Origin of the sequence: Chromohalobacter sp. (genome assembly GCF_039830575.1) — a bacterium.
Lineage (GTDB): Bacteria > Pseudomonadota > Gammaproteobacteria > Pseudomonadales > Halomonadaceae > Chromohalobacter > Chromohalobacter israelensis.
Genome location: NZ_JBDOOX010000009.1, coordinates 282,621 through 301,334 on the forward strand (window position 1 = coordinate 282,621; position 18,714 = coordinate 301,334).

Genomic DNA, 18,714 nt, shown 5'->3' on the forward strand with positions numbered 1-18,714 from the left:
GGCGTTGTTGAAGGTCGACTCGTCATGCTCATGGAACACCCAGTCCACTGCGCTGACTCGTCGACCTTCGCCTAGCCTGGTCGTCGCTCATGACGCTTTCCCACCCAGGAAGCACGAGCCGCACCGATAACAATTCCATGTTCGTGAGGTGAGCCGACATGCTCGATATCCTCCTGCCGATCCTGATCTTTTCCGCCCTGGCGCTGGCGGCGATCGGCGCCGTGCGGCGCATTCGCCTGTGGCGTCAGGGGCGGCCATCGCCGGTGCCCGTGCTCCGCGGTCTGGCGGCGGTACCGCGTCGGTATCTGGTCGACCTGCACCACGTGGTGGCGCGCGACAAGGTGATGTCCAACACTCACGTCGCCACCGCCGGCGGCTTCGCCGCCGCCATGGGGCTGGCGATCGTCGTCCATGGCCTGGGCCTTGCCGAGGGCGTCCTGGGCTGGTTGCTGCTGGCGGCGAGCGCGACGATGTTCGCCGGCAGCCTGTTCGTCGCCCGGCGTCGGCGGAATCCTCCGGCGCGCCTGTCGAAGGGGCCCTGGATGCGTTTGCCCAAGAGTCTGATGGCGTTCTCGCTGGGCATCTTTGTGGTTACCCTGCCGGCGGTGGGTGTGCTGCCCGCCGACGCCGGTGGCTGGCTGGCCGCGCTGGTGCTGGCTGCCGTGGTGGCCTGGGGCCTGGCCGAGCTGGTGTTCGGTATGACATGGGGCGAGCCGATGAAGCACGCCTTTGCCGGCGCCCTGCACCTGGCCTTCCATCGTCGTCCCGAGCGCTTTTCGGACAAGCGGGGTGGCGAAGGCCGCTCGACCGGGCTCAAGGCCCTCGATCTCGAGGATGATCAGGCCCCGCTCGGTGTCGAGACACCCGCCGATTTCACCTGGAACCAGTTGCTGGGCTTCGATGCCTGCGTGCAGTGCGGCCGTTGCGAAGCGGTCTGTCCGGCCTTCGCGGCGGGGCAGCCGCTCAATCCCAAGAAACTGATCCAGGACATGGTGGTGGGCATGGCCGGCGGCAGTGACGCCCATTATGCCGGTTCTCCCTACCCGTCACCCGAGCGCGGGGACAAGCCGGTCGGCGAGCATCATGGCACGCCCCATGGGCCGATCGTCGCCCGCGAGGGCACGGCGCTGGTCGACGCCGAAACGCTGTGGTCGTGCACCACCTGTCGCGCCTGCGTCGAGGAGTGTCCGATGATGATCGAGCATGTCGATGCCATCGTCGACATGCGCCGCCACCTGACCCTGGAAGAAGGCGCGACGCCCGGCAAGGGCGCCGAGGTCATCGACAACCTGATCGCCACCGACAACCCGGGCGGTTTCGATCCCGGGGGACGACTCAACTGGGCGGCGGATCTCGACCTGCCGTTGATGGCCGACGTGGAGCGCGCCGAGGTGCTGCTGTGGCTGGGCGATGGCGTCTTCGACATGCGCAATCAGCGCACGCTGCGTGCCTTGATCAAGGTGCTGCGTGCTGCCGACGTCGATTTCGCGGTGCTCGGCAATGAAGAGCGCGACAGCGGGGACGTGGCACGCCGTCTGGGAGACGAGGCCACCTTCCAGTCGCTGGCGCGGCGCAATATCGCCACGCTGTCCCGATATCGCTTCGAGAGTATCGTGACCTGCGACCCGCACAGCTTTCATGTGCTCAAGAACGAATACGGCGCCCTCTATCCGCAAGGGCAAGACGCCGACTACCCGGTATGGCATCACAGCACTTTCATCAATCAGTTGATCGAAAGCGGGCGGTTGCCGTTGGCGCCGGGACAGGCGCAGCGCGTGACCTACCACGACCCCTGCTATCTGGGCCGCTACAACGGTGAATACGAAGCACCGCGCGCGGTGCTGCGCGCCCTGGGCGTGGAGCTGGTCGAGATGCAGCGTTCGGGATACCGCTCGCGTTGCTGTGGCGGCGGCGGTGGCGCGCCGATCACCGACGTTCCCGGCAAGCAGCGTATCCCCGACATGCGCATGGGCGACGTGCGCGAGACTCAGGCCGAGCAGGTCGTCGTGGGATGTCCGCAATGCACGGCCATGCTCGAAGGCGTCGTCCCACCGGCGGGTAACGAGGCGACCGCCGTCAAGGACATCGCCGAGATGGTTGCCGCCGCGCTGGATACCACGCCACCGGCGACACCCGCGTCGCATGACGCTGCGGCCTCGCAGGCCACGGAGGAGGTGCTGTCATGAGTCAATTACCGCGTCGCGATCCGCGCCAGGAATGGATCGCCCGCAATCGCCTTCACCCTCGCCACGAGGAGGTGCTCGCCGCGCTGGGCCAGGGGGCGACCAGCGAGTGGCCGGGACCCAATGGCCTGGTGCGCAAGAATCCGCATTGGGTGGGGTTCATCGGCCCCAATGGCATAAAGCGTATCGACCGTAGCGGTACGCAGCAGGGCGCGGGCGGTGGCAAGGCATCGGTGCCGGTCGCCGAGCACAAGCCATTGACCGAGATCGCCGAGCCGGCTTTCCTGGTCGCGGTGGTGCCGGACATGGCCGGCGGTCGCCTGAGCGGGCATGACAAGGATCTGCTCGGCCTGGCCCGCCGGCTCGCCGATGCCGATCCCGCGGCACAGGGGGCAGTGTTGGCCGTGGTCTTTGGCTCCCACAAGGAGACGAATCTGGGCGAGGCAGGCGTCGACCGTCTGCTGCATCTCGACTCACCGGAGATCGCGGGCTACGCCCCCGAGGCGCGTTTGGGGGCCCTGATCACGGTCGAGCAGGCCTGGACGCCACGTCATTGGCTGCTGCCGGATTCCAAGCTGGGCGGCGGAGAGCTGGGAAGGCGCCTGGCGGCGCGTCTCGGCGAGCGACCGGCGACGGGTATCTGGCAGGTCGAGGCGGATGCCGAGTCGGCCACGGGCTGGCAATGCACCGCCCGGGGCGCAGCCGGGTCGCTGGATATTCGACGCCCCTTGCCGCGCATCGCCCTGGCCCTGGCCGAATGTGCCGAGCCGGTCAGCGAAACGCGCCACGCTGCCGCCGAACTGGTCTTGCCCCAGCCGTTGCCGTCGACCTTGTCGCGTATCCAGGATCTGGGGCAGGTGAGTGTCGATCCCGCCAGCGTTGCCTTGTCCGAGGCTGAATTCATCCTCGCCGCCGGCAACGGCGTGCGTGATTGGGACGCCTATCACCGTGCGGCAAGCGTGCTGGGGGCCACCGAGGGGGCGTCGCGCGTGGCCGTGGACGAGGGATACATGCCGCGCGATCGGCAGGTGGGTGCCACGGGCACCTGGGTCACGGCGCGCGTCTACATCGCAGTGGGCATCAGCGGGGCCATCCAGCATCTGCAGGGAATCCAGCCGTGCGAGAAGGTGATCGCGATCAACATGGACCCGAGCTGCGACATGATCAAGCGTGCGGATCTCGCGGTGATCGGGGATTCGACCCAGATACTCGAAGCGCTGGTCACCCTGGTGTCGCAAGCGCGGGAGGAGAAACGCGATGCAGCCTGAATCTGCCATGACGCCAGCACTCGAAGTGACGGTACTGGTTTCCATCGGTCGTCACCCGTTGACCGGCCGGGTGCGGCGTGCCGACCAGGATGCCCGTGGCGTGGAACTGGCACGTTCCTTGGCGGATGCCGAGGTCCGCTTGCTGCATGCCGGTGAATGCAACGAAAGCAGCGAAGCGGCACTGCGTGGCTATCTGGGGATGGGGTTTTCCGAGCTGGCGTTGATCGAGCAACCGGAGGGTGCCGATGTGCTGCCCGCGCTCGCGGAAGCACTGGATGCGACGTCGCCTCACCTGGTGATCACCGGAGAGCGTGCCGAACGGGGCGAGGGATCGGGCCTGTTGCCGTACCTGCTTGCCGAGCGTCTTGGCTGGCCTCTGGTGAGCGGCCTGGCGGCGGTGGAGAACGTCGAGGATGGCATGGCGACCTTGCTGCAGGCCCTGCCGCGAGGTCAGCGGCGGCGACTCAAGATCCGCCTGCCGGCCATCGTCACCGTCGATGACGCGGCCCCGACGCCGCGCCAGAGCGCCTATGGGCCTGCCCGGCGCGGCACGCTGGAGTCGTCGGCGGGCGAGGTGTGCAATGACGATGAATGGGCGACATGGCAAGTGCAGCCCGCACGTCCACGCCCCAAGCGTCTCAAGATCGTCAAGGCCGCCTCGGCGCGGGACCGTTTCAAGGCCGCCGCCGCCAAGGCCGAGGGGACAGGCGGGCAGGTGTTGACGGACGTGACCCCGACGCAAGGCGCCGAGGCGATCCTGACGTTGCTGCGTGATGAAGAAGTACTGCGTTGAGGGGCAGTGCAAGCGCCGGCTCGAGGCCCGGCACTCGCGCCGGCATTAGCGCCGGGCTGAAACAGTACGCTCGTGCTCGGGCAGGCCGCTGGCCAGCACGATGCTGACGATGCCACCCGCGAGGGCCACCCAAAGCGGCGCGACGGGTGCCCAATGCGCGGCGACGGGCCCCAGCAGCATCACGCCGAGCGCGGCCAGGGCATTGGACAGGCCCAGCGCCATGCCAGACCCCAGCGAGCGGTTTTCGGGCAGGATGTCCTGAGCGATGAGGATGCCCAGCGGCAAGGTCGCGAACAGGCTGACTCCCAGCACGCCGAGCACGATCCACAGCCAGAGGCCCTCGGCCAGCAGGAAGGCCGCCAGCATGATGACCGAGAGGCTCATGGCGACCATCAATACCGGACGACGGCCGAAGCGATCCGAGAGCCGCCCGCCGCCGAGGTTGCCGATCACGCCGACGACCAGCATGACGGTGATGAAGCCGGCCCCGGTGGTGAGAGAGCCGCCGGCCTGGGTCCACATCAGCGGCACATAGGTCACCACCGAGAGAATCATCAGCGAGCGCAGGCTGGAAAACGCCACCAGGCGTGACAGGGGGCCGGCGTGCCGGCGCCAGGCGATGGGCGTGGCGTTCGCGGCGCGGGGCGGCAAGCGGGGCGCCCAGCGCAGCATGAACGGCAGCGTCGCGAGCGCCGGCAGGGCGAGGAGCCACAGATATTCCAGGCCCCATTGCACTACCACCCAGCTCGCCAGGGCCGGCCATACGCCTCGCCCCACCTCGCCGCCGACCATGAACACCGACATGGCGGTACCGGGGCGTTCACCGCCCAGTTGGCGAATGCCGGCCAGCGCCTGGGGATGGAAGAAAGAGTTGGAAATGCCGATCATCACCAGGATGCCGATCAGCGGCCAGAAGCCGGAAGCGAAGCCCACCAGGGCGCCGCCCAGCGACGAACCGGCAAGCCCCAGGGCCACCATGACGCGACCGCCGACACGGTCGGCGAAGAGCCCCACCAACGGTTGCAAGGCCTGGCCCATCAGCAAGGCCGCCATGATCGTGCCCGCCAGGGCCACCGAGAGATTGAGCGAGATCAGGATCGCCGGCAGCACGCCCGGCAGGTAATTGGCGGCGCCGTCGTTCAGAAAGTGCGCCCAGCTCATGCCGGTCAGGCGAGCGGGAGAGGACGGGGAACGAGACGAGGCGGTGGCGGTCGAGGCCTCCATGGTGAACTCCGGTAGTGGTGGGCGGCGGCAACGTCCCCGGGCTGGGCGTATTTCTCTCATTGCTTGAATAACACGCCCTCGGGACCGTCACAAGTCGCGCTCATGGCACGCGCGCGAACGGTCACCAGGGCATGGCGGGCACGGCAATGTCTCGTTTGGACATGGCGATGACTCGCTGGGAACAGTCCGCGCCGACAAGAAGGCTATGGTCGAAGAGTGGCGTTCTCGTCGCCACGCCTCTCCCTATAAAACCAAAGGACAAGAGCCATGAGCACAGCCAACCGTGGCGTCATCTACATGGGCGCCGGCCATGTCGAGGTTCAGCCGATTGCCTTTCCCGAGCTGGCGCTGGGGGATCGCAAGTGCCAGCACGGCGTGATACTCAAGGTCGTCACCACCAACATCTGCGGCAGTGACCAGCACATGGTGCGCGGGCGTACCACCGCGCCCGCCGGCATGGTGCTGGGACACGAGATCACCGGCGAGGTCATCGAGTGCGGTCGCGACGTCGAGTTCGTCAGTGTCGGCGATATCGTCTCGGTTCCTTTCAACATCGCCTGTGGGCGTTGCCGCAACTGCAAGGAAGGGCAGACCGGCATCTGCCTCAACGTCAATCCGGCTCGCCCGGGTGCCGCTTACGGATATGTCGACATGGGCGGCTGGGTCGGCGGCCAGTCCGAATACGTCATGGTGCCCTATGCGGACTTCAACCTCTTGAAGTTCCCCGATCGCGACATCGCCATGGACAAGATCCGCGACTTGACGTTGCTCTCCGATATCTTCCCGACCGGTTTTCATGGCTGCGCCACCGCCGGTGTCGGCCCCGGCAGCACCGTCTACATCGCCGGTGCCGGACCGGTCGGGCTGGCCGCGGCGGTCTCCGCCCAGCTGCTGGGAGCCGCCTGCGTCATCGTCGGCGACATGAACCCGCAGCGTCTCGATCAGGCCAAGAGCTTCGGCTGCGAGACCCTGGACCTGCGCCAGGACACGCCCATGCCCGATATGCTGGAGCCGATCCTCGGTGAACGCGAAGTGGATTCGGCGGTAGATGCGGTGGGCTTCGAGGCGCGCTGCCATGGTCACAATCATGCGCACGAGCAGCCGGCCACGGTGCTCAATGCCTGCATGGACGTCACCCGGGCCGGTGGCCAGATCGGGATTCCGGGACTTTACGTCACCGAAGATCCCGGCGCGGGCAGTGAGGAAGCGCGGCACGGCAACCTCTCGATGCGCCTTGGGCAGGGCTGGGCCAAGTCCCATTCCTTCCACACCGGTCAGTGCCCGGTAATGAAATACCATCGGCAACTGATGCAGGCGATCCTGTTCGACAAGGTGAATCTCGCCGATGCGGTCAACGTCGAGATCATCTCGTTGGACGACGCGCCGCGTGGGTATGCGGATTTCGATGGCGGCGTGGCCAAGAAATTCGTCATCGATCCGCACGGCAGCGTGGCCGCCTGAACGGCTGGCGCTGGCCCCGGTGCAGGACCGCGGCCAGTGCCGTCATGCATGCCATTCGCGACTGACACCATGGTCTACCCGACATCGCCCCGCCCGGGTGCCAATATGCCATCAGGCGCCCGCTTCAGGGCGGGGCAGCCGGTACCCGGAAGGCGTCTTCCATGGCGGTCCGTCACGTCGGCAGCGCTTTACCGGGCCAGTCAGTGCCTACCGATAACAACGAGCACGCCATGACCGTCGAGACTCTCACTCCCAAGCGTCGCTTTCGCAACAAGCTCCGCGGGCGCGACCTGCCCCCCGTTGCCCTGGCGGCGCTTCGCCAACTCCTCGGCGATGAACGCGAGGACGGTGAACGGCAACGCCGCGATCTCCTGATCGAGCATCTGCATACCATCCAGGATGCCCAGGGTCACCTCTCGCTGGTGATGCTTCGCGCGCTTGCCACCTACATGAATCTGCCCATGGCCGCGGTCTACGAGACGGCGACCTTTTACGCTCACTTCGATGTGGTCCATGACGATCAGTCGCCACCGCCCGAGGTGACGGTCCGGGTCTGCGATTCGCTGTCCTGCCGGCTGGCCGGTGCCGAGGCGCTCAAGGCAAAGCTGGCGGCCGGCGTCGATCCGGAAGCGGTCCGGGTGGTGCGAGCCCCTTGCATGGGGCGCTGCGACACCGCGCCGGTGGTGGAAGTGGGGCATCATCACGTGCGCTTCGCCACCCATGAAGGGGTGGCCTCGGTGATCGATACCGGTCATTACCATCCCGAGGCGATTCTCTGGCAGCGGCTGGCGGATTATCGCGCCGAGGGCGGCTATGCATTGCTCGCCGACTGCCACGCGGGACGCGTCACGGTCGAGGCGTTGATGCAGGCGCTGGAAACCGCCAATCTGCGCGGCCTGGGCGGCGCCGGCTTCCCCACCTTCAAGAAATGGACCTTCGTGCGCCAGGAAGCGGGGCCGCGCTACTGTGCCATCAACGCCGACGAAGGCGAACCCGGTACCTTCAAGGATCGCGTCTATCTGGAACGCTCGCCGCACCGCTTCCTCGAGGGTGCCCTGGTCAGCGCCTGGGCGGTGGAGGCCGAGGCGCTCTACATTTACCTGCGCGACGAGTATCCGGGCCTGCACCGCGTATTGCGCGAGGCGATCGCCGAGCTCGAGGACGAGGGCCTGGTGGCGCCGGGCTATATCGTGCTGCGGCGCGGCGCCGGTGCCTATATCTGCGGCGAGGAGTCGGCGATGATCGAGTCGCTGGAGGGCAAGCCCGGCAAGCCTCGCCATCGGCCGCCCTTCGTCGCCCAGAGAGGGCTGTTCGATCGTCCCACGCTGGTCAACAACGTGGAAACCGTCTACTGGATCCCGCTGATCTGGCAGCGCGGTGCCGAGGCCTTCGCGCGCCAGGGCCGCCACGGTCGGGTGGGGCTGCGCAGCTTCTCGGTCTCCGGCCGGGTCAAGCACCCCGGCGTGCACCTGGCCCCGGCGGGCATCACCCTCGAGGAGTTGATCGAGGAATATTGCGGCGGCATGGCCGAGGGGCATCGCCTTGTCGCCTACCTGCCCGGCGGCGCCTCCGGCGGCATCCTGCCGGCGTCCAAGGCGAACGTACCGCTGGACTTCGACACCCTGCAGGCGCACGGCTGCTTCATCGGCTCGGCGGCGGTGATCGTGCTGTCCGACCAGGACGATCTGCGTGCCGTCGCTACCAATCTGCTGGCCTTCTTCGCCGACGAGTCCTGCGGTCAGTGCACCCCTTGTCGGGTGGGCACCGAGAAGATGCTGACCCTGCTCGAGGGCGACGAATGGGATGCCGCGACCCTGACGCGCCTCTCGCAGGTGATGATGGATGCCTCCATCTGCGGCCTCGGGCAGGCGGCGCCCAATCCGGTGCTGGGGCTGCTCAAGGACTTCCGCGGTGAACTCGCCGCCCAGAACGTGATCGTCAAGGGATAAGGGAGACATGGCATGAGCAAGCAACGCTCGAACACAAGCTTCACCCTGACCCTAGACGGGGTGGCAGTAAGCGCCACTGCCGGGGAGACGCTCTGGCAGGTGGCCAAGCGTGCCGGCGAGAGCATTCCTCACCTGTGCTTCAAGGATGCCAGTGGCTACCGTGCCGACGGCAATTGTCGCGCCTGCATGGTGGAGATCGAGGGCGAGCGTGCCCTGGCCGCCAGTTGCCTGCGCGAGGCCGCCCCCGGCATGGTGGTCAAGAGCGCCAGTTCAGAGCGGGCTCGCACGGCGCGGGAAGGCGTCATGGAGCTGCTGCTGGTCGACCAGCCGGCGCGTGACGACAGCCCCGACCGTTCCAGCCACTTCTGGGCCATGGCCGATCAACTGGCCATCGATGCCACGGCGGTGCGCCGACGGCTGCCGGCGCGGGCCGAGAGAGAGGCGGCCACCGTGCACCATGTGCACCTTCCCGAGCATTCGCGGCGCGCCTCGTCGACCCATGACGCCAGCCATTCGGCCATGAACGTCAACCTCGACGCCTGCATCGAGTGCAATCTCTGCGTGCGTGCCTGTCGCGAGGTCCAGGGCAATGACGTCATCGGCATGGCGCATCGCGGGGCGGCTTCCAAGATCGTCTTCGATTTCGACGATCCCATGGGCGATAGCACCTGCGTGGCCTGCGGCGAGTGCGTTCAGGCCTGCCCGACCGGGGCACTGATGCCGGCGACCCTGGTCGACGAAGCGGGGCGCGGCGATTCCCGGGTGGCCGACCGCAGCGTCGATTCCGTCTGTCCCTACTGCGGCGTGGGCTGCCAGCTCACCTACCATGTCAAGGACGACGCGATTCTCTTCGTCGAAGGGCGCGAGGGCCCTTCCAACCAGAACCGGTTATGCGTCAAGGGCCGCTTCGGCTTCGATTATCCGCGGCACCCGTCACGCTTGACCACGCCACTGATCCGCAAACCGGGGGTGCCCAAGGGGCTCGATCCGGATTTCGATCCGGCTCAGCCACTGACCCATTTCGTCGAAGCGAGCTGGGATGAAGCGCTGGATCTTGCCGCCGGCGGGCTCGCCGACCTCAAGGCAGCCCACGGCCCCGATGCCCTGGCCGGCTTCGGCAGCGCCAAATGCTCCAACGAGGAAGCCTGGCTGTTTCAGAAGCTGGTACGCACCGGTTTCGGCTCCAACAATGTCGACCATTGCACCCGGCTGTGCCATGCCAGTTCGGTGGCGGCACTGATGGAATGCATCGGCTCGGGCGCGGTGACCGCCTCCTTCATGCAGGCGCTGCAGGCCGATGTCGTGATCCTCACCGGCTGCAATCCGACGATCAACCATCCCGTGGCGGCCACCTACTTCAAGCAGGCGGCCAGAAACGGCACCAAACTGATCGTCCTCGACCCACGCGGCCAGGCACTGGATGCCTACGCGCATCGGAGCGTGCGTTTCACCCCCGGCGGCGATGTCTCGCTCTACAACGCCATGCTCAACGTCATCATCAGCGAGGCGCTCTATGATCAGGCCTATATCGATGCCCACACCGAGGGCTTCGAGGCACTCAAGGCCCATGTGCGTGACATGACGCCCGAAGCGATGTCGCCCGCCTGCGGCGTCGAGCCCGAGCTGATTCGCGAGCTTGCACGGCTGTATGCCCAGGCCGAGCGGGCGATGATCTTCTGGGGCATGGGCATTTCCCAGCACGTGCATGGCACCGACAACGCCCGCTGCCTGATCTCGCTGGCGCTGGCCTGCGGCCAGACCGGCCGTCCCGGGACCGGCCTGCATCCGCTGCGTGGCCAGAACAACGTCCAGGGCGCCTCCGATGCCGGCCTGATTCCCATGGTGCTGCCCGACTATCAACCGGTGGGCGACGCCCAGATGCGCAGTGCCTTCGAGGAATTGTGGAACTCGCCGCTGGATGCGACGCCCGGGCTCACGGTGGTGGAGATCATGAATGCCATCGCTGCCGGTACCATCAAGGGGATGTACATCCTCGGCGAGAATCCCGCGATGTCCGACCCGGACCTCGATCACGCCCGGGAAGCGCTGGCCAAGCTCGAGCATCTGGTGGTGCAGGATCTGTTCGTCACCGAGACCGCGCAGTTCGCCGATGTGATCCTGCCGGCCTCGAGCTGGCCGGAAAAGGACGGCAGCGTGACCAACACCAACCGTCAGGTGCAGCTCGGTCGCGCTGCGGTGCCGCTACCCGGTGAGGCGAAGCCCGACTGGTGGATCATCCAGCAGCTCGCCAATCGCCTGGGTCTGGACTGGCATTACACGCACCCGCGCGAGGTGTTCGACGAGATGAAGCAGGGCATGGCGTCGCTCGATCACATTTCGTGGGCCCGTCTGGAACGCGAGAGCTCGGTGACCTATCCCTGCCCGGCCGAGGACGCCCCCGGCGCTGACGTAGTGTTTTCCGACGCCTTCCCCACCGCGAGCGGGCGAGCGACGTTCACACCGACCCGGCCACTGCCACCGGATGAACCCATCGATGATGACTATCCCACGGTGTTGATCACTGGGCGCCAACTGGAACATTGGCACACCGGCTCCATGACCCGGCGTACTCGGGTACTCGATGATCTCGAGCCCGAGGCGGTGGCCAGCCTCGCGCCGTCGGAATTGGGGCGCCTGGGGCTGTCGCCGGGCGAGGCGGTCACCATCGCCACTCGGCGTGGCAGCATCACCCTGAAGACGCGCGCCGATCCCTTGATGCAGCCAGGCATGGTGTTCGTGCCGTTCTGCTATCTGGAGGCGGCGGCCAATATCCTGACCAATCCGGCGCTCGATCCGTTCGGCAAGATTCCCGAGTTCAAGTACGCCGCCAGTCGGTTGCATCGCGCCGAGGTGGCGATGGCGCTCGACGGCTGATCCGGGGGCGTGTCGCAAACGCATCCGGCCGTGACGTTTGCAAGTACCCCGTGCCAGGAGGGACGGGGCTACCATCGCGTCATACACAGACACGTCGCCGTGCCATGACAGCGCACGGGGATCGCGCAGGAGAGGTGCCATGCAACGTTATTCAGGCTTCGGCCTCGTCAAGCACGCGTTACGCCACCACGAGGATTGGCAACGCCAATGGCGCAATCCCACGCCCAAGCCGGGGTACGACGTGATCATCGTCGGCGGCGGCGGGCACGGTCTGGCCACGGCGTACTATCTGGCCAAGGAGCACGGCATCACCAATGTGGCGGTGCTCGAGAAGGGCTGGCTGGGCGGTGGCAATACCGCGCGCAACACCACCATCGTGCGTTCCAACTACCTGTGGGACGAGTCGGCGGCGCTCTACGAGCATGCGATGAAGCATTGGGAAGGGCTCTCTCAGGAACTCAACTACAACGTCATGTTCTCCCAGCGTGGCGTGTTGAACCTGGGCCATACCCTGCAGGACATGCGCGACATTCAGCGCCGGGTCAACGCTAACCGACTCAACGGTATCGACGGTGAGGTGCTGGATGCCCAGGGCGTGCAGTCGCTGGTGCCGATCATGGACTGCTCGAAGCATGCACGATATCCGGTCATGGGCGCGTCCTGGCAGCCGCGCGCCGGGGTGGCGCGTCACGATGCCGTGGCCTGGGGCTATGCCCGCGCCGCCGATGCGCTGGGCGTCGACCTGCTGCAGAACACCGAGGTCACCGGCTTCAAGATTCGCGATGGGCGGATCCTGGGCGTGCATACCAACCGCGGCGACATCGAGGCCAAGACCGTGGGCTGCGTCACGGCAGGCAACTCCAGCGTGCTGGCCCGCATGGCCGGCCTCAACCTGCCGCTGGAGTCGCATCCCTTGCAGGCGCTGGTCTCCGAGCCGCTCAAGCCGGTACTCGATACCGTGGTGATGTCCAATCACGTGCACGGTTACATCAGCCAGTCCGACAAGGGCGACCTGGTCATCGGTGCCGGCATCGACGGCTACAACGGCTACGGCCAGCGGGGCAGCTATCCCACCGTCGAGCACACCCTGCAGGCCATCGTCGAGATGTTCCCGATCTTCTCGCGGGTGCGCATGAACCGGCAGTGGGGCGGCATCGTCGATACCTGTCCGGATGCCTGTCCGATCCTCTCCAAGACCAAGGTCAAGGGACTCTACTTCAACTGCGGCTGGGGGACGGGCGGTTTCAAGGCGACTCCGGGCTCGGGACATGTCTTCGCGGCCAGTCTGGCCAAGGGCGAGATGCATCCCATCGCCGCGCCGTTTTCCATCGATCGTTTCCACAGCGGGGCGTTGATCGACGAGCACGGCGCCGCTGGCGTCGCGCACTAGGACTCGTCTGAAAAGTCGACGAGCGATTATCAGACAAGGCAAAAATGGGCGAAAAGACGGAGTTTACAGATCGTAAATGAGTACTTTGAGCCTATTTTTAACGCCGTATGATCGAGCGCAGGCACTTTTCAGACAGTGCCTAAGGGAGAACCACCATGTTCCATATTTACTGCCCGTATTGCGAAGAACATCGCGAGGAAGAGGAATTCCATCCCAAGGGCCAGGCACACATCGCGCGTCCCGATGACCCGGACGCCTGCAGCGACGAGGAATGGGGCGACTATCTGTTCTTCCGCGACAATCCGCGCGGTATTCACCATGAGTTGTGGGTTCATGCGGTGGGCTGTCGCAAGTTCTTCAACATCACCCGACACACGGTGAGCTACGAAATCCTCGAGACCTACAAGATGGGCGCACAGCCCCAGGTGACGGCGGCGCCGCGCGAGACGGGCGAGGCCCACGGTGCCGAAGGCCGCGCCGACGCCAAGGATATACACGAAGGAGTCCGGGCATGAATCAGCCAAATCGTCTTGCCCAAGGGGGGCGCATCGACCGGCGCCAGCCGCTGAGCTTTCGCTTCAATGGACAAACGTACCAGGGGTATGCCGGGGATACCCTGGCGTCGGCCTTGTTGGCCAATGGCGTGGACCTGGTCAATCGCAGCTTCAAGTATTCACGGCCGCGCGGCATCGTGGCGGCGGGCGCGGAAGAACCCAACGCGGTCGTCCAGCTGGGTTCCACGCCGGCGACACAGGTACCCAACGTGCGCGCCACTCAGCAGGCGCTCTACGATGGCCTGGAGGCCCGCAGCACCAATGGCTGGCCCGATGCACAGCGCGACGTGATGCGCTGGGTGGGCAAGCTGGGGGGGCCGTTCATGCCGCCGGGCTTTTATTACAAGACGTTCATGGCGCCGGCCTCGATGTGGATGACCTACGAGAAGGCCATTCGCAAGACGGCCGGTCTCGGCAGCAGTCCCACGGCGGCGGATCCCGATCGCTACGATCACATGAACCAGCATTGCGACGTACTCGTCGTCGGGGCCGGCCCCGCGGGCTTGAGCGCTGCCCTGGCGGCGGCACATGCCGGCGCACGGGTGATCCTCTGCGATGAGCAGGAAGAAATGGGCGGTTCGTTGCTCGACAGCCGGGCCCAGCTCGACGATCGCCCGGCGGCGCAATGGGCACGCGAGACGCTCGCCACGCTGGCCGGGATGGACAATGTGACGTTGCTGCCACGCACCACTGCCAACGGCTACCACGATCATCACTTCGTGACCCTGCACGAACGCCGTACCGAGCATCTCGGCGAGACGGCCGTGTCGGCCGATGGTCATCGTCCGGTACGTTCGCGGATGCACCGTGTGCGGGCCGGCCAGGTGGTGCTGGCCACCGGCGCCCACGAACGCCCGCTGGTATATGCCCACAACGACGTGCCCGGCAATCTGCTGGCGGGCGCGGTGTCGACCTACATTCGTCGCTACGGCGTGGTGCCGGGCAACCGTCTGGTGCTCTCCACGAGCAACGACCACGCCTATCGCGCGGCGCTGGACTGGCAGGAGGCCGGCCGCGAGGTGGCGGCCATCGTCGACGCCCGCGATGCGCCCGAAGGCGACGTCGTCGAACGCGCCAGGGCGGCGGGGATCCGGATCATCACCGGCAGCGCCGTGATCGAGGCCAAGGGGTCGCAACGCGTGTCTGCGGCCCGTGTGGCGAGGATCGATCGTGAAGCGTTCACGGTGGTCGGCCAGGTCGAAACGCTGGCATGCGACACCATCGCCAGTTCCGGCGGCTACAGCCCGGTCATTCACCTGGCATCGCATACCGGTGCGCGCCCCGTGTGGGATGAGTCGATCCTCGGCTTCGTGCCGACCACCGTGGCGGGTGTCCATGCGGCAGGCGGCGCACGTGGCGTCTATCCACTGAACGCGGTCCTGGCGGATGGCCTCGACACCGGCATGCGGGCAGCGACGGCGCTCGGGTTTAACGCTGCAACGCCGGCGACGGCCTCACCGCATTGCGAGGCGCCTGACGAAGGGCCGGCCTGCGCGCTCTTCCAGGTGCCGCACGAGAAGTCTACATTGCGCGCCCCCAAGCAGTTCGTCGATCTGCAGAACGATGTCACCGCCGGTGCCATCGAGGTCGCCACGCGCGAAGGCTTCGAGTCCATCGAGCACGTCAAGCGCTACACCGCCATGGGCTTCGGGACCGATCAAGGCAAGCTGGGCAACATCAACGGCATGGCGATTGCCGCGCGCTGCCTGGGCCAGAGCATTCCCGAGACCGGCACCACGGTGTTTCGCCCCAACTACACGCCGGTGCCTTTCGGCGCGATCGTCGGCCGCCATTGCCGCGAGCTTTTCGACCCCGCGCGCTACACACCGCTGCAAGCCTGGCACGAGGCCAACGGCGCCGAGTTCGAGGACGTCGGCCAATGGAAGCGGCCGTGGTATTTTCCGCGCGAGCGTCACACCGCCGAGGGCACTCGCCTGGAAACCATGCACGAGGCAGTGGTCCGTGAATGCCGGGCGGTGCGTGAAGGCGTGGGCATTCTCGATGCCTCGACCCTGGGCAAGATCGACATCCAGGGCGCTGATGCACGCGAGTTCCTCGGCCGCATCTACACCAACAAGTGGCAGAAGCTGGCACCTGGTCGCGTGCGCTACGGACTGATGTGCGGCGACGACGGCATGGTGATGGACGACGGCACCACCAGTTGCCTGGCCGAGAATCACTTCTTGATGACCACCACCACCGGCAATGCCGCCCCCGTGCTGGAATGGCTGGAACTCTGGCATCAGACGGAATGGCCGGAACTCGACGTCTCCTTCACCTCGGTCACCGATCACTGGGCGACGATGACCCTTACCGGCCCCGAGGCGCGCAAGCTGCTCGCCGAGCTGACCGATATCGATCTCGACCGTGAAGCGTTCAAGTTCATGGATTGGCGTGAAGGACACGTGGCCGGTGTTCCCGCGCGGGTATTCCGGATCTCCTTCACCGGCGAGCTGGCCTTCGAGATCAACGTCCAGGCGCACTACGCCATGCATGTCTGGAAGGCGCTGTTCGCGCACGGTGACAAGTACGGTCTGACGCCCTACGGCACCGAGACGATGCATGTGCTGCGTGCCGAAAAGGGTTTCATCATCGTCGGTCAGGACACCGATGGTTCGGTGACGCCCGAGGATCTGGGCATGCACTGGGCCATCGGCTATGACAAGCCCTTTCCCTGGATCGGCAAGCGGGCACTGACGCGTTCCGATACCCGCCGCGAAAATCGCAAGCAACTGGTGGGGCTGCGCCCCAAGGACCCTTCTGTCGTGCTGGAGGAAGGCGCACAGATCGTTTTCGACCCCGACCACGCGATTCCCATGCCCATGGTGGGCCACGTGACCTCGAGCTACTACAGCCCGACGCTGGAAAGCGGCTTCGCCCTGGCGGTGGTCAAGGGCGGACACCAGCGCATGGGCGAGAGCGTCTATCTGCCGATGGCCGATGGGCGCGTGCATGAAGCCGAGATCGTCGGCACCCAATTCGTCGATCCCAAGGGAGAGCGCCAGCATGTCTAACCCGGTCAATGTCTACGATGCCCGCGCCGACCATGCCGTCGTCGCCGCCGAGTCGCCGCTGGCGTATTCGTACGCCAGCAGCGGTACGCCCGCGCCCGCACGACACAGCCGCGTGGTCATGGCCGAACGTGCGTTTCTCGGACATCTCATCCTGCGTGGCGGGGCCATCGTGATCGACGAAGCGCTGCGCGAGGTGCTCGGCCTTAGCCTTCCCGGCCGTCCCAATACGCTCACCGTCGCCGACGACGGTCGCTACTCGGTGCAGTGGCTATCGCCGGACGAGTGGCTGCTGATCGTGCCGGGAGGCGAGGAATTCGCCGTGGAAGGCAAGCTGCGTCAGGCCTTGGGCGAGTCTCATTTCGCCATCGTCAGTGTCGGCGGTGGGCAGACGGTGATCGAGCTCAGTGGCGAGGCCGCGCGCGATGTGCTGATGAAGTCGACGGCCTACGACGTGCATCCGCATGCGTTCCCCGTGGGCAAGGGGGTCACCACGTGTTTCGCCAAGACCAACGTCATCCTGCGTCGCCCGGACGAGGCGCGCTGGGAAATCATCGTGCGGCGCAGTTTTGCCGACTACGTATACCGCTGGCTGCTCGATGCCGGCGAGGAGTATGGTATCGGTGTCACACGAGAAAGCCATCATGAGGCGTAAAGATGCCACCTGGATCCTCACCGCTCAGTGCCCCAGCCGCCTGGGGACTGTCGACGTGGTCACGCGTTTCTTGAAGGAGTGCCGCTGCTACATCACCGAGCAGCAATCCTTCGATGACCGCCACGGTGAGCGCTTTTTCATCCGCACGGCTTTCCAGCCCGAGGAGACGGATTTCGACGCCGATACCTTCCAGGCGGCGTTCGCCGCCCGCGCGGCCGAGTTCGACATGGTCTTCGAGCTGACCGCGCCGGAGGCGCGCATGCCGGTGGTGATCATGGTATCCAAGGCGGATCATTGCTTGAACGACCTGCTATACCGCTATCGCACGGGGCAACTGCCGGTGACGATTCGTGCGGTGATTTCCAATCATCCCGATCTCGAGCCGCTGGTCGCCTGGCACGGTTTGCCTTATTACCACCTGCCGATCACGCCCGAGACCAAGGCCGAGCAGGAAGCCGAGGTGTGGCGAGTGATCGAGTCCACCGGGGCGGAGCTGGTTATCCTGGCGCGTTACATGCAGGTGCTTTCCAGCGAGCTGTGCGAGAAGCTCACGGGCAAGGCGATCAACATCCACCATTCGCTGCTGCCAGGGTTCAAGGGCGCCAAACCTTACCATCAGGCGTTCGAGAAAGGCGTCAAGCTGGTCGGTGCCACCGCGCACTACATCAACGACGATCTCGATGAGGGGCCGATCATCACCCAGGGCGTGGAGCCTGTCAGCCATGCCGATGACCCCGAGGATCTGGTCGCCAAGGGACGCGATATCGAATGCTTGACCCTGGCGCGGGCGGTATCGCTTCATCTGGAGCGACGGGTGTTTCTGCATGCCAGGCGCACCGTGGTCTTCGCGCGCTGACGGAGGCGAAAGCGGGAATTTTTCCAGCGTTCTCCTAATCTAAGGATGACGGGACGGCAAACGACAACACCGCCCAACGACGGCCGAGTACCCACAACCACAAGCTTACGTAGTGTTTCCCTGACGCGAGGAGGGTGAGCCATGATGATCGCGGACCTGATCGACGGCGATGACTTTCGCCAACGCCTGCAGGCACTGGGTGTCCGGATTCCCGACGGGGCCTGCCCCGAGACCAGTGCCCGGATGGCCGCCTGCAAGTACAATGAAGTCGGGGTGGAGGGGTTGCCCGAGGCCATTCAGCACATGATGCAGCACAGCGATGAAATGCTGCCCTCGGTACGCCAGGCGATCGAAACCCATCTGCTGCCTCGTTTGCGTACCTAGAGGTATCCTCGCTCGGGCATTCGGCCTGTTATGAGGATGACAAGGCACCAGGCAAAACGGGAATGCCCCACCACGCATGCATGACATGTATCGCGTGGTGGGGCATTTGTCC

Annotated in this window: 13 protein-coding genes; 12 read left to right on the forward strand and 1 reads right to left on the reverse strand. The window is 65.9% G+C overall.

The features are described from left to right. Window positions 1–158 precede the first annotated feature (158 nt). Genes ABGX75_RS08320 through ABGX75_RS08330 form a run of 3 tightly spaced genes read left to right on the forward strand, consistent with a single transcriptional unit; the run spans window position 159 to window position 4,244 of the window. Window positions 159–2,186 (forward strand): (Fe-S)-binding protein, encoded by a 2,028-nt coding sequence (locus tag ABGX75_RS08320; protein ID WP_347410714.1) that lies wholly within the window; start codon window positions 159–161, stop codon window positions 2,184–2,186. Beyond that, window positions 2,183–3,451, forward strand: a complete 1,269-nt coding sequence (locus ABGX75_RS08325) for an electron transfer flavoprotein subunit alpha/FixB family protein (protein WP_347410715.1) — start codon at window positions 2,183–2,185, stop codon at window positions 3,449–3,451. The genes ABGX75_RS08320 and ABGX75_RS08325 overlap by 4 nt, the downstream gene beginning before the upstream one ends. Next, window positions 3,441–4,244 carry an electron transfer flavoprotein subunit beta gene (locus tag ABGX75_RS08330; RefSeq protein WP_347410716.1) on the forward strand — a complete coding sequence of 268 codons (804 nt, stop codon included), beginning with the start codon at window positions 3,441–3,443 and terminating at the stop codon, window positions 4,242–4,244. The genes ABGX75_RS08325 and ABGX75_RS08330 overlap by 11 nt, the downstream gene beginning before the upstream one ends. 45 nt (window positions 4,245–4,289) lie before the next feature. On the opposite strand, the gene ABGX75_RS08335 is transcribed toward ABGX75_RS08330, so the two are convergent. Further along, the gene (locus ABGX75_RS08335) at window positions 4,290–5,468 is read right to left on the reverse strand and encodes an MFS transporter (protein ID WP_347410717.1); all 1,179 of its coding nucleotides are present in this window, start codon (window positions 5,466–5,468) and stop codon (window positions 4,290–4,292) included. Window positions 5,469–5,735: 267 nt separating this feature from the next. On the opposite strand from ABGX75_RS08335, the gene fdhA reads away from it, so the two are divergent. From fdhA to ABGX75_RS08380, 9 genes are all read left to right on the forward strand, one after another. Next, window positions 5,736–6,929, forward strand: a complete 1,194-nt coding sequence (gene fdhA / locus ABGX75_RS08340) for a formaldehyde dehydrogenase, glutathione-independent (RefSeq protein ID WP_035411025.1) — start codon at window positions 5,736–5,738, stop codon at window positions 6,927–6,929. 230 nt (window positions 6,930–7,159) lie between these two features. Continuing rightward, complete coding sequence (locus ABGX75_RS08345) at window positions 7,160–8,878, forward strand: NADH-ubiquinone oxidoreductase-F iron-sulfur binding region domain-containing protein (protein WP_224113622.1); 1,719 nt, start codon at window positions 7,160–7,162, stop codon at window positions 8,876–8,878. A gap of 12 nt (window positions 8,879–8,890) precedes the next feature. Beyond that, on the forward strand, window positions 8,891–11,752 hold the full coding sequence (gene fdhF, locus ABGX75_RS08350; RefSeq protein WP_347410718.1) for a formate dehydrogenase subunit alpha: 2,862 nt from the start codon (window positions 8,891–8,893) through the stop codon (window positions 11,750–11,752). Window positions 11,753–11,891: 139 nt separating this feature from the next. After that, window positions 11,892–13,142, forward strand: a complete 1,251-nt coding sequence (locus ABGX75_RS08355) for a sarcosine oxidase subunit beta family protein (RefSeq protein WP_035411016.1) — start codon at window positions 11,892–11,894, stop codon at window positions 13,140–13,142. Between the two features lie 155 nt (window positions 13,143–13,297). Further along, complete coding sequence (locus ABGX75_RS08360) at window positions 13,298–13,657, forward strand: sarcosine oxidase subunit delta (RefSeq protein WP_035411013.1); 360 nt, start codon at window positions 13,298–13,300, stop codon at window positions 13,655–13,657. Next, window positions 13,654–16,710, forward strand: a complete 3,057-nt coding sequence (locus tag ABGX75_RS08365) for a sarcosine oxidase subunit alpha family protein (protein ID WP_347410719.1) — start codon at window positions 13,654–13,656, stop codon at window positions 16,708–16,710. The genes ABGX75_RS08360 and ABGX75_RS08365 overlap by 4 nt, the downstream gene beginning before the upstream one ends. Beyond that, window positions 16,703–17,362 carry a sarcosine oxidase subunit gamma family protein gene (gene soxG / locus ABGX75_RS08370; RefSeq protein WP_035411007.1) on the forward strand — a complete coding sequence of 220 codons (660 nt, stop codon included), beginning with the start codon at window positions 16,703–16,705 and terminating at the stop codon, window positions 17,360–17,362. The genes ABGX75_RS08365 and soxG overlap by 8 nt, the downstream gene beginning before the upstream one ends. Next, window positions 17,352–18,218, forward strand: coding sequence for a formyltetrahydrofolate deformylase (purU, locus tag ABGX75_RS08375; protein WP_347410720.1), 867 nt, complete (start codon window positions 17,352–17,354; stop codon window positions 18,216–18,218). Before soxG ends, purU begins: the two co-directional genes overlap by 11 nt. Before the next feature lie 141 nt (window positions 18,219–18,359). Further along, a complete protein-coding gene (locus ABGX75_RS08380) occupies window positions 18,360–18,602 on the forward strand; it encodes a hypothetical protein (protein ID WP_035411001.1) in 243 nt (80 codons plus the stop codon). Window positions 18,603–18,714 lie beyond the last annotated feature (112 nt).

What these genes read in the sequence shown, in the direction of transcription:
- ABGX75_RS08320 (WP_347410714.1), top strand. Translation starts at nt 159, where the DNA reads ATGCTCGATATCCTCCTGCCGATCCTGATCTTTTCCGCCCTGGCGCTG.
- ABGX75_RS08325 (WP_347410715.1), top strand. Translation starts at nt 2,183, where the DNA reads ATGAGTCAATTACCGCGTCGCGATCCGCGCCAGGAATGGATCGCCCGC.
- ABGX75_RS08330 (WP_347410716.1), top strand. Translation starts at nt 3,441, where the DNA reads ATGCAGCCTGAATCTGCCATGACGCCAGCACTCGAAGTGACGGTACTG.
- ABGX75_RS08335 (WP_347410717.1), bottom strand. Translation starts at nt 5,468, where the DNA reads ATGGAGGCCTCGACCGCCACCGCCTCGTCTCGTTCCCCGTCCTCTCCC.
- fdhA (WP_035411025.1), top strand. Translation starts at nt 5,736, where the DNA reads ATGAGCACAGCCAACCGTGGCGTCATCTACATGGGCGCCGGCCATGTC.
- ABGX75_RS08345 (WP_224113622.1), top strand. Translation starts at nt 7,160, where the DNA reads ATGACCGTCGAGACTCTCACTCCCAAGCGTCGCTTTCGCAACAAGCTC.
- fdhF (WP_347410718.1), top strand. Translation starts at nt 8,891, where the DNA reads ATGAGCAAGCAACGCTCGAACACAAGCTTCACCCTGACCCTAGACGGG.
- ABGX75_RS08355 (WP_035411016.1), top strand. Translation starts at nt 11,892, where the DNA reads ATGCAACGTTATTCAGGCTTCGGCCTCGTCAAGCACGCGTTACGCCAC.
- ABGX75_RS08360 (WP_035411013.1), top strand. Translation starts at nt 13,298, where the DNA reads ATGTTCCATATTTACTGCCCGTATTGCGAAGAACATCGCGAGGAAGAG.
- ABGX75_RS08365 (WP_347410719.1), top strand. Translation starts at nt 13,654, where the DNA reads ATGAATCAGCCAAATCGTCTTGCCCAAGGGGGGCGCATCGACCGGCGC.
- soxG (WP_035411007.1), top strand. Translation starts at nt 16,703, where the DNA reads ATGTCTAACCCGGTCAATGTCTACGATGCCCGCGCCGACCATGCCGTC.
- purU (WP_347410720.1), top strand. Translation starts at nt 17,352, where the DNA reads ATGAGGCGTAAAGATGCCACCTGGATCCTCACCGCTCAGTGCCCCAGC.
- ABGX75_RS08380 (WP_035411001.1), top strand. Translation starts at nt 18,360, where the DNA reads ATGATGATCGCGGACCTGATCGACGGCGATGACTTTCGCCAACGCCTG.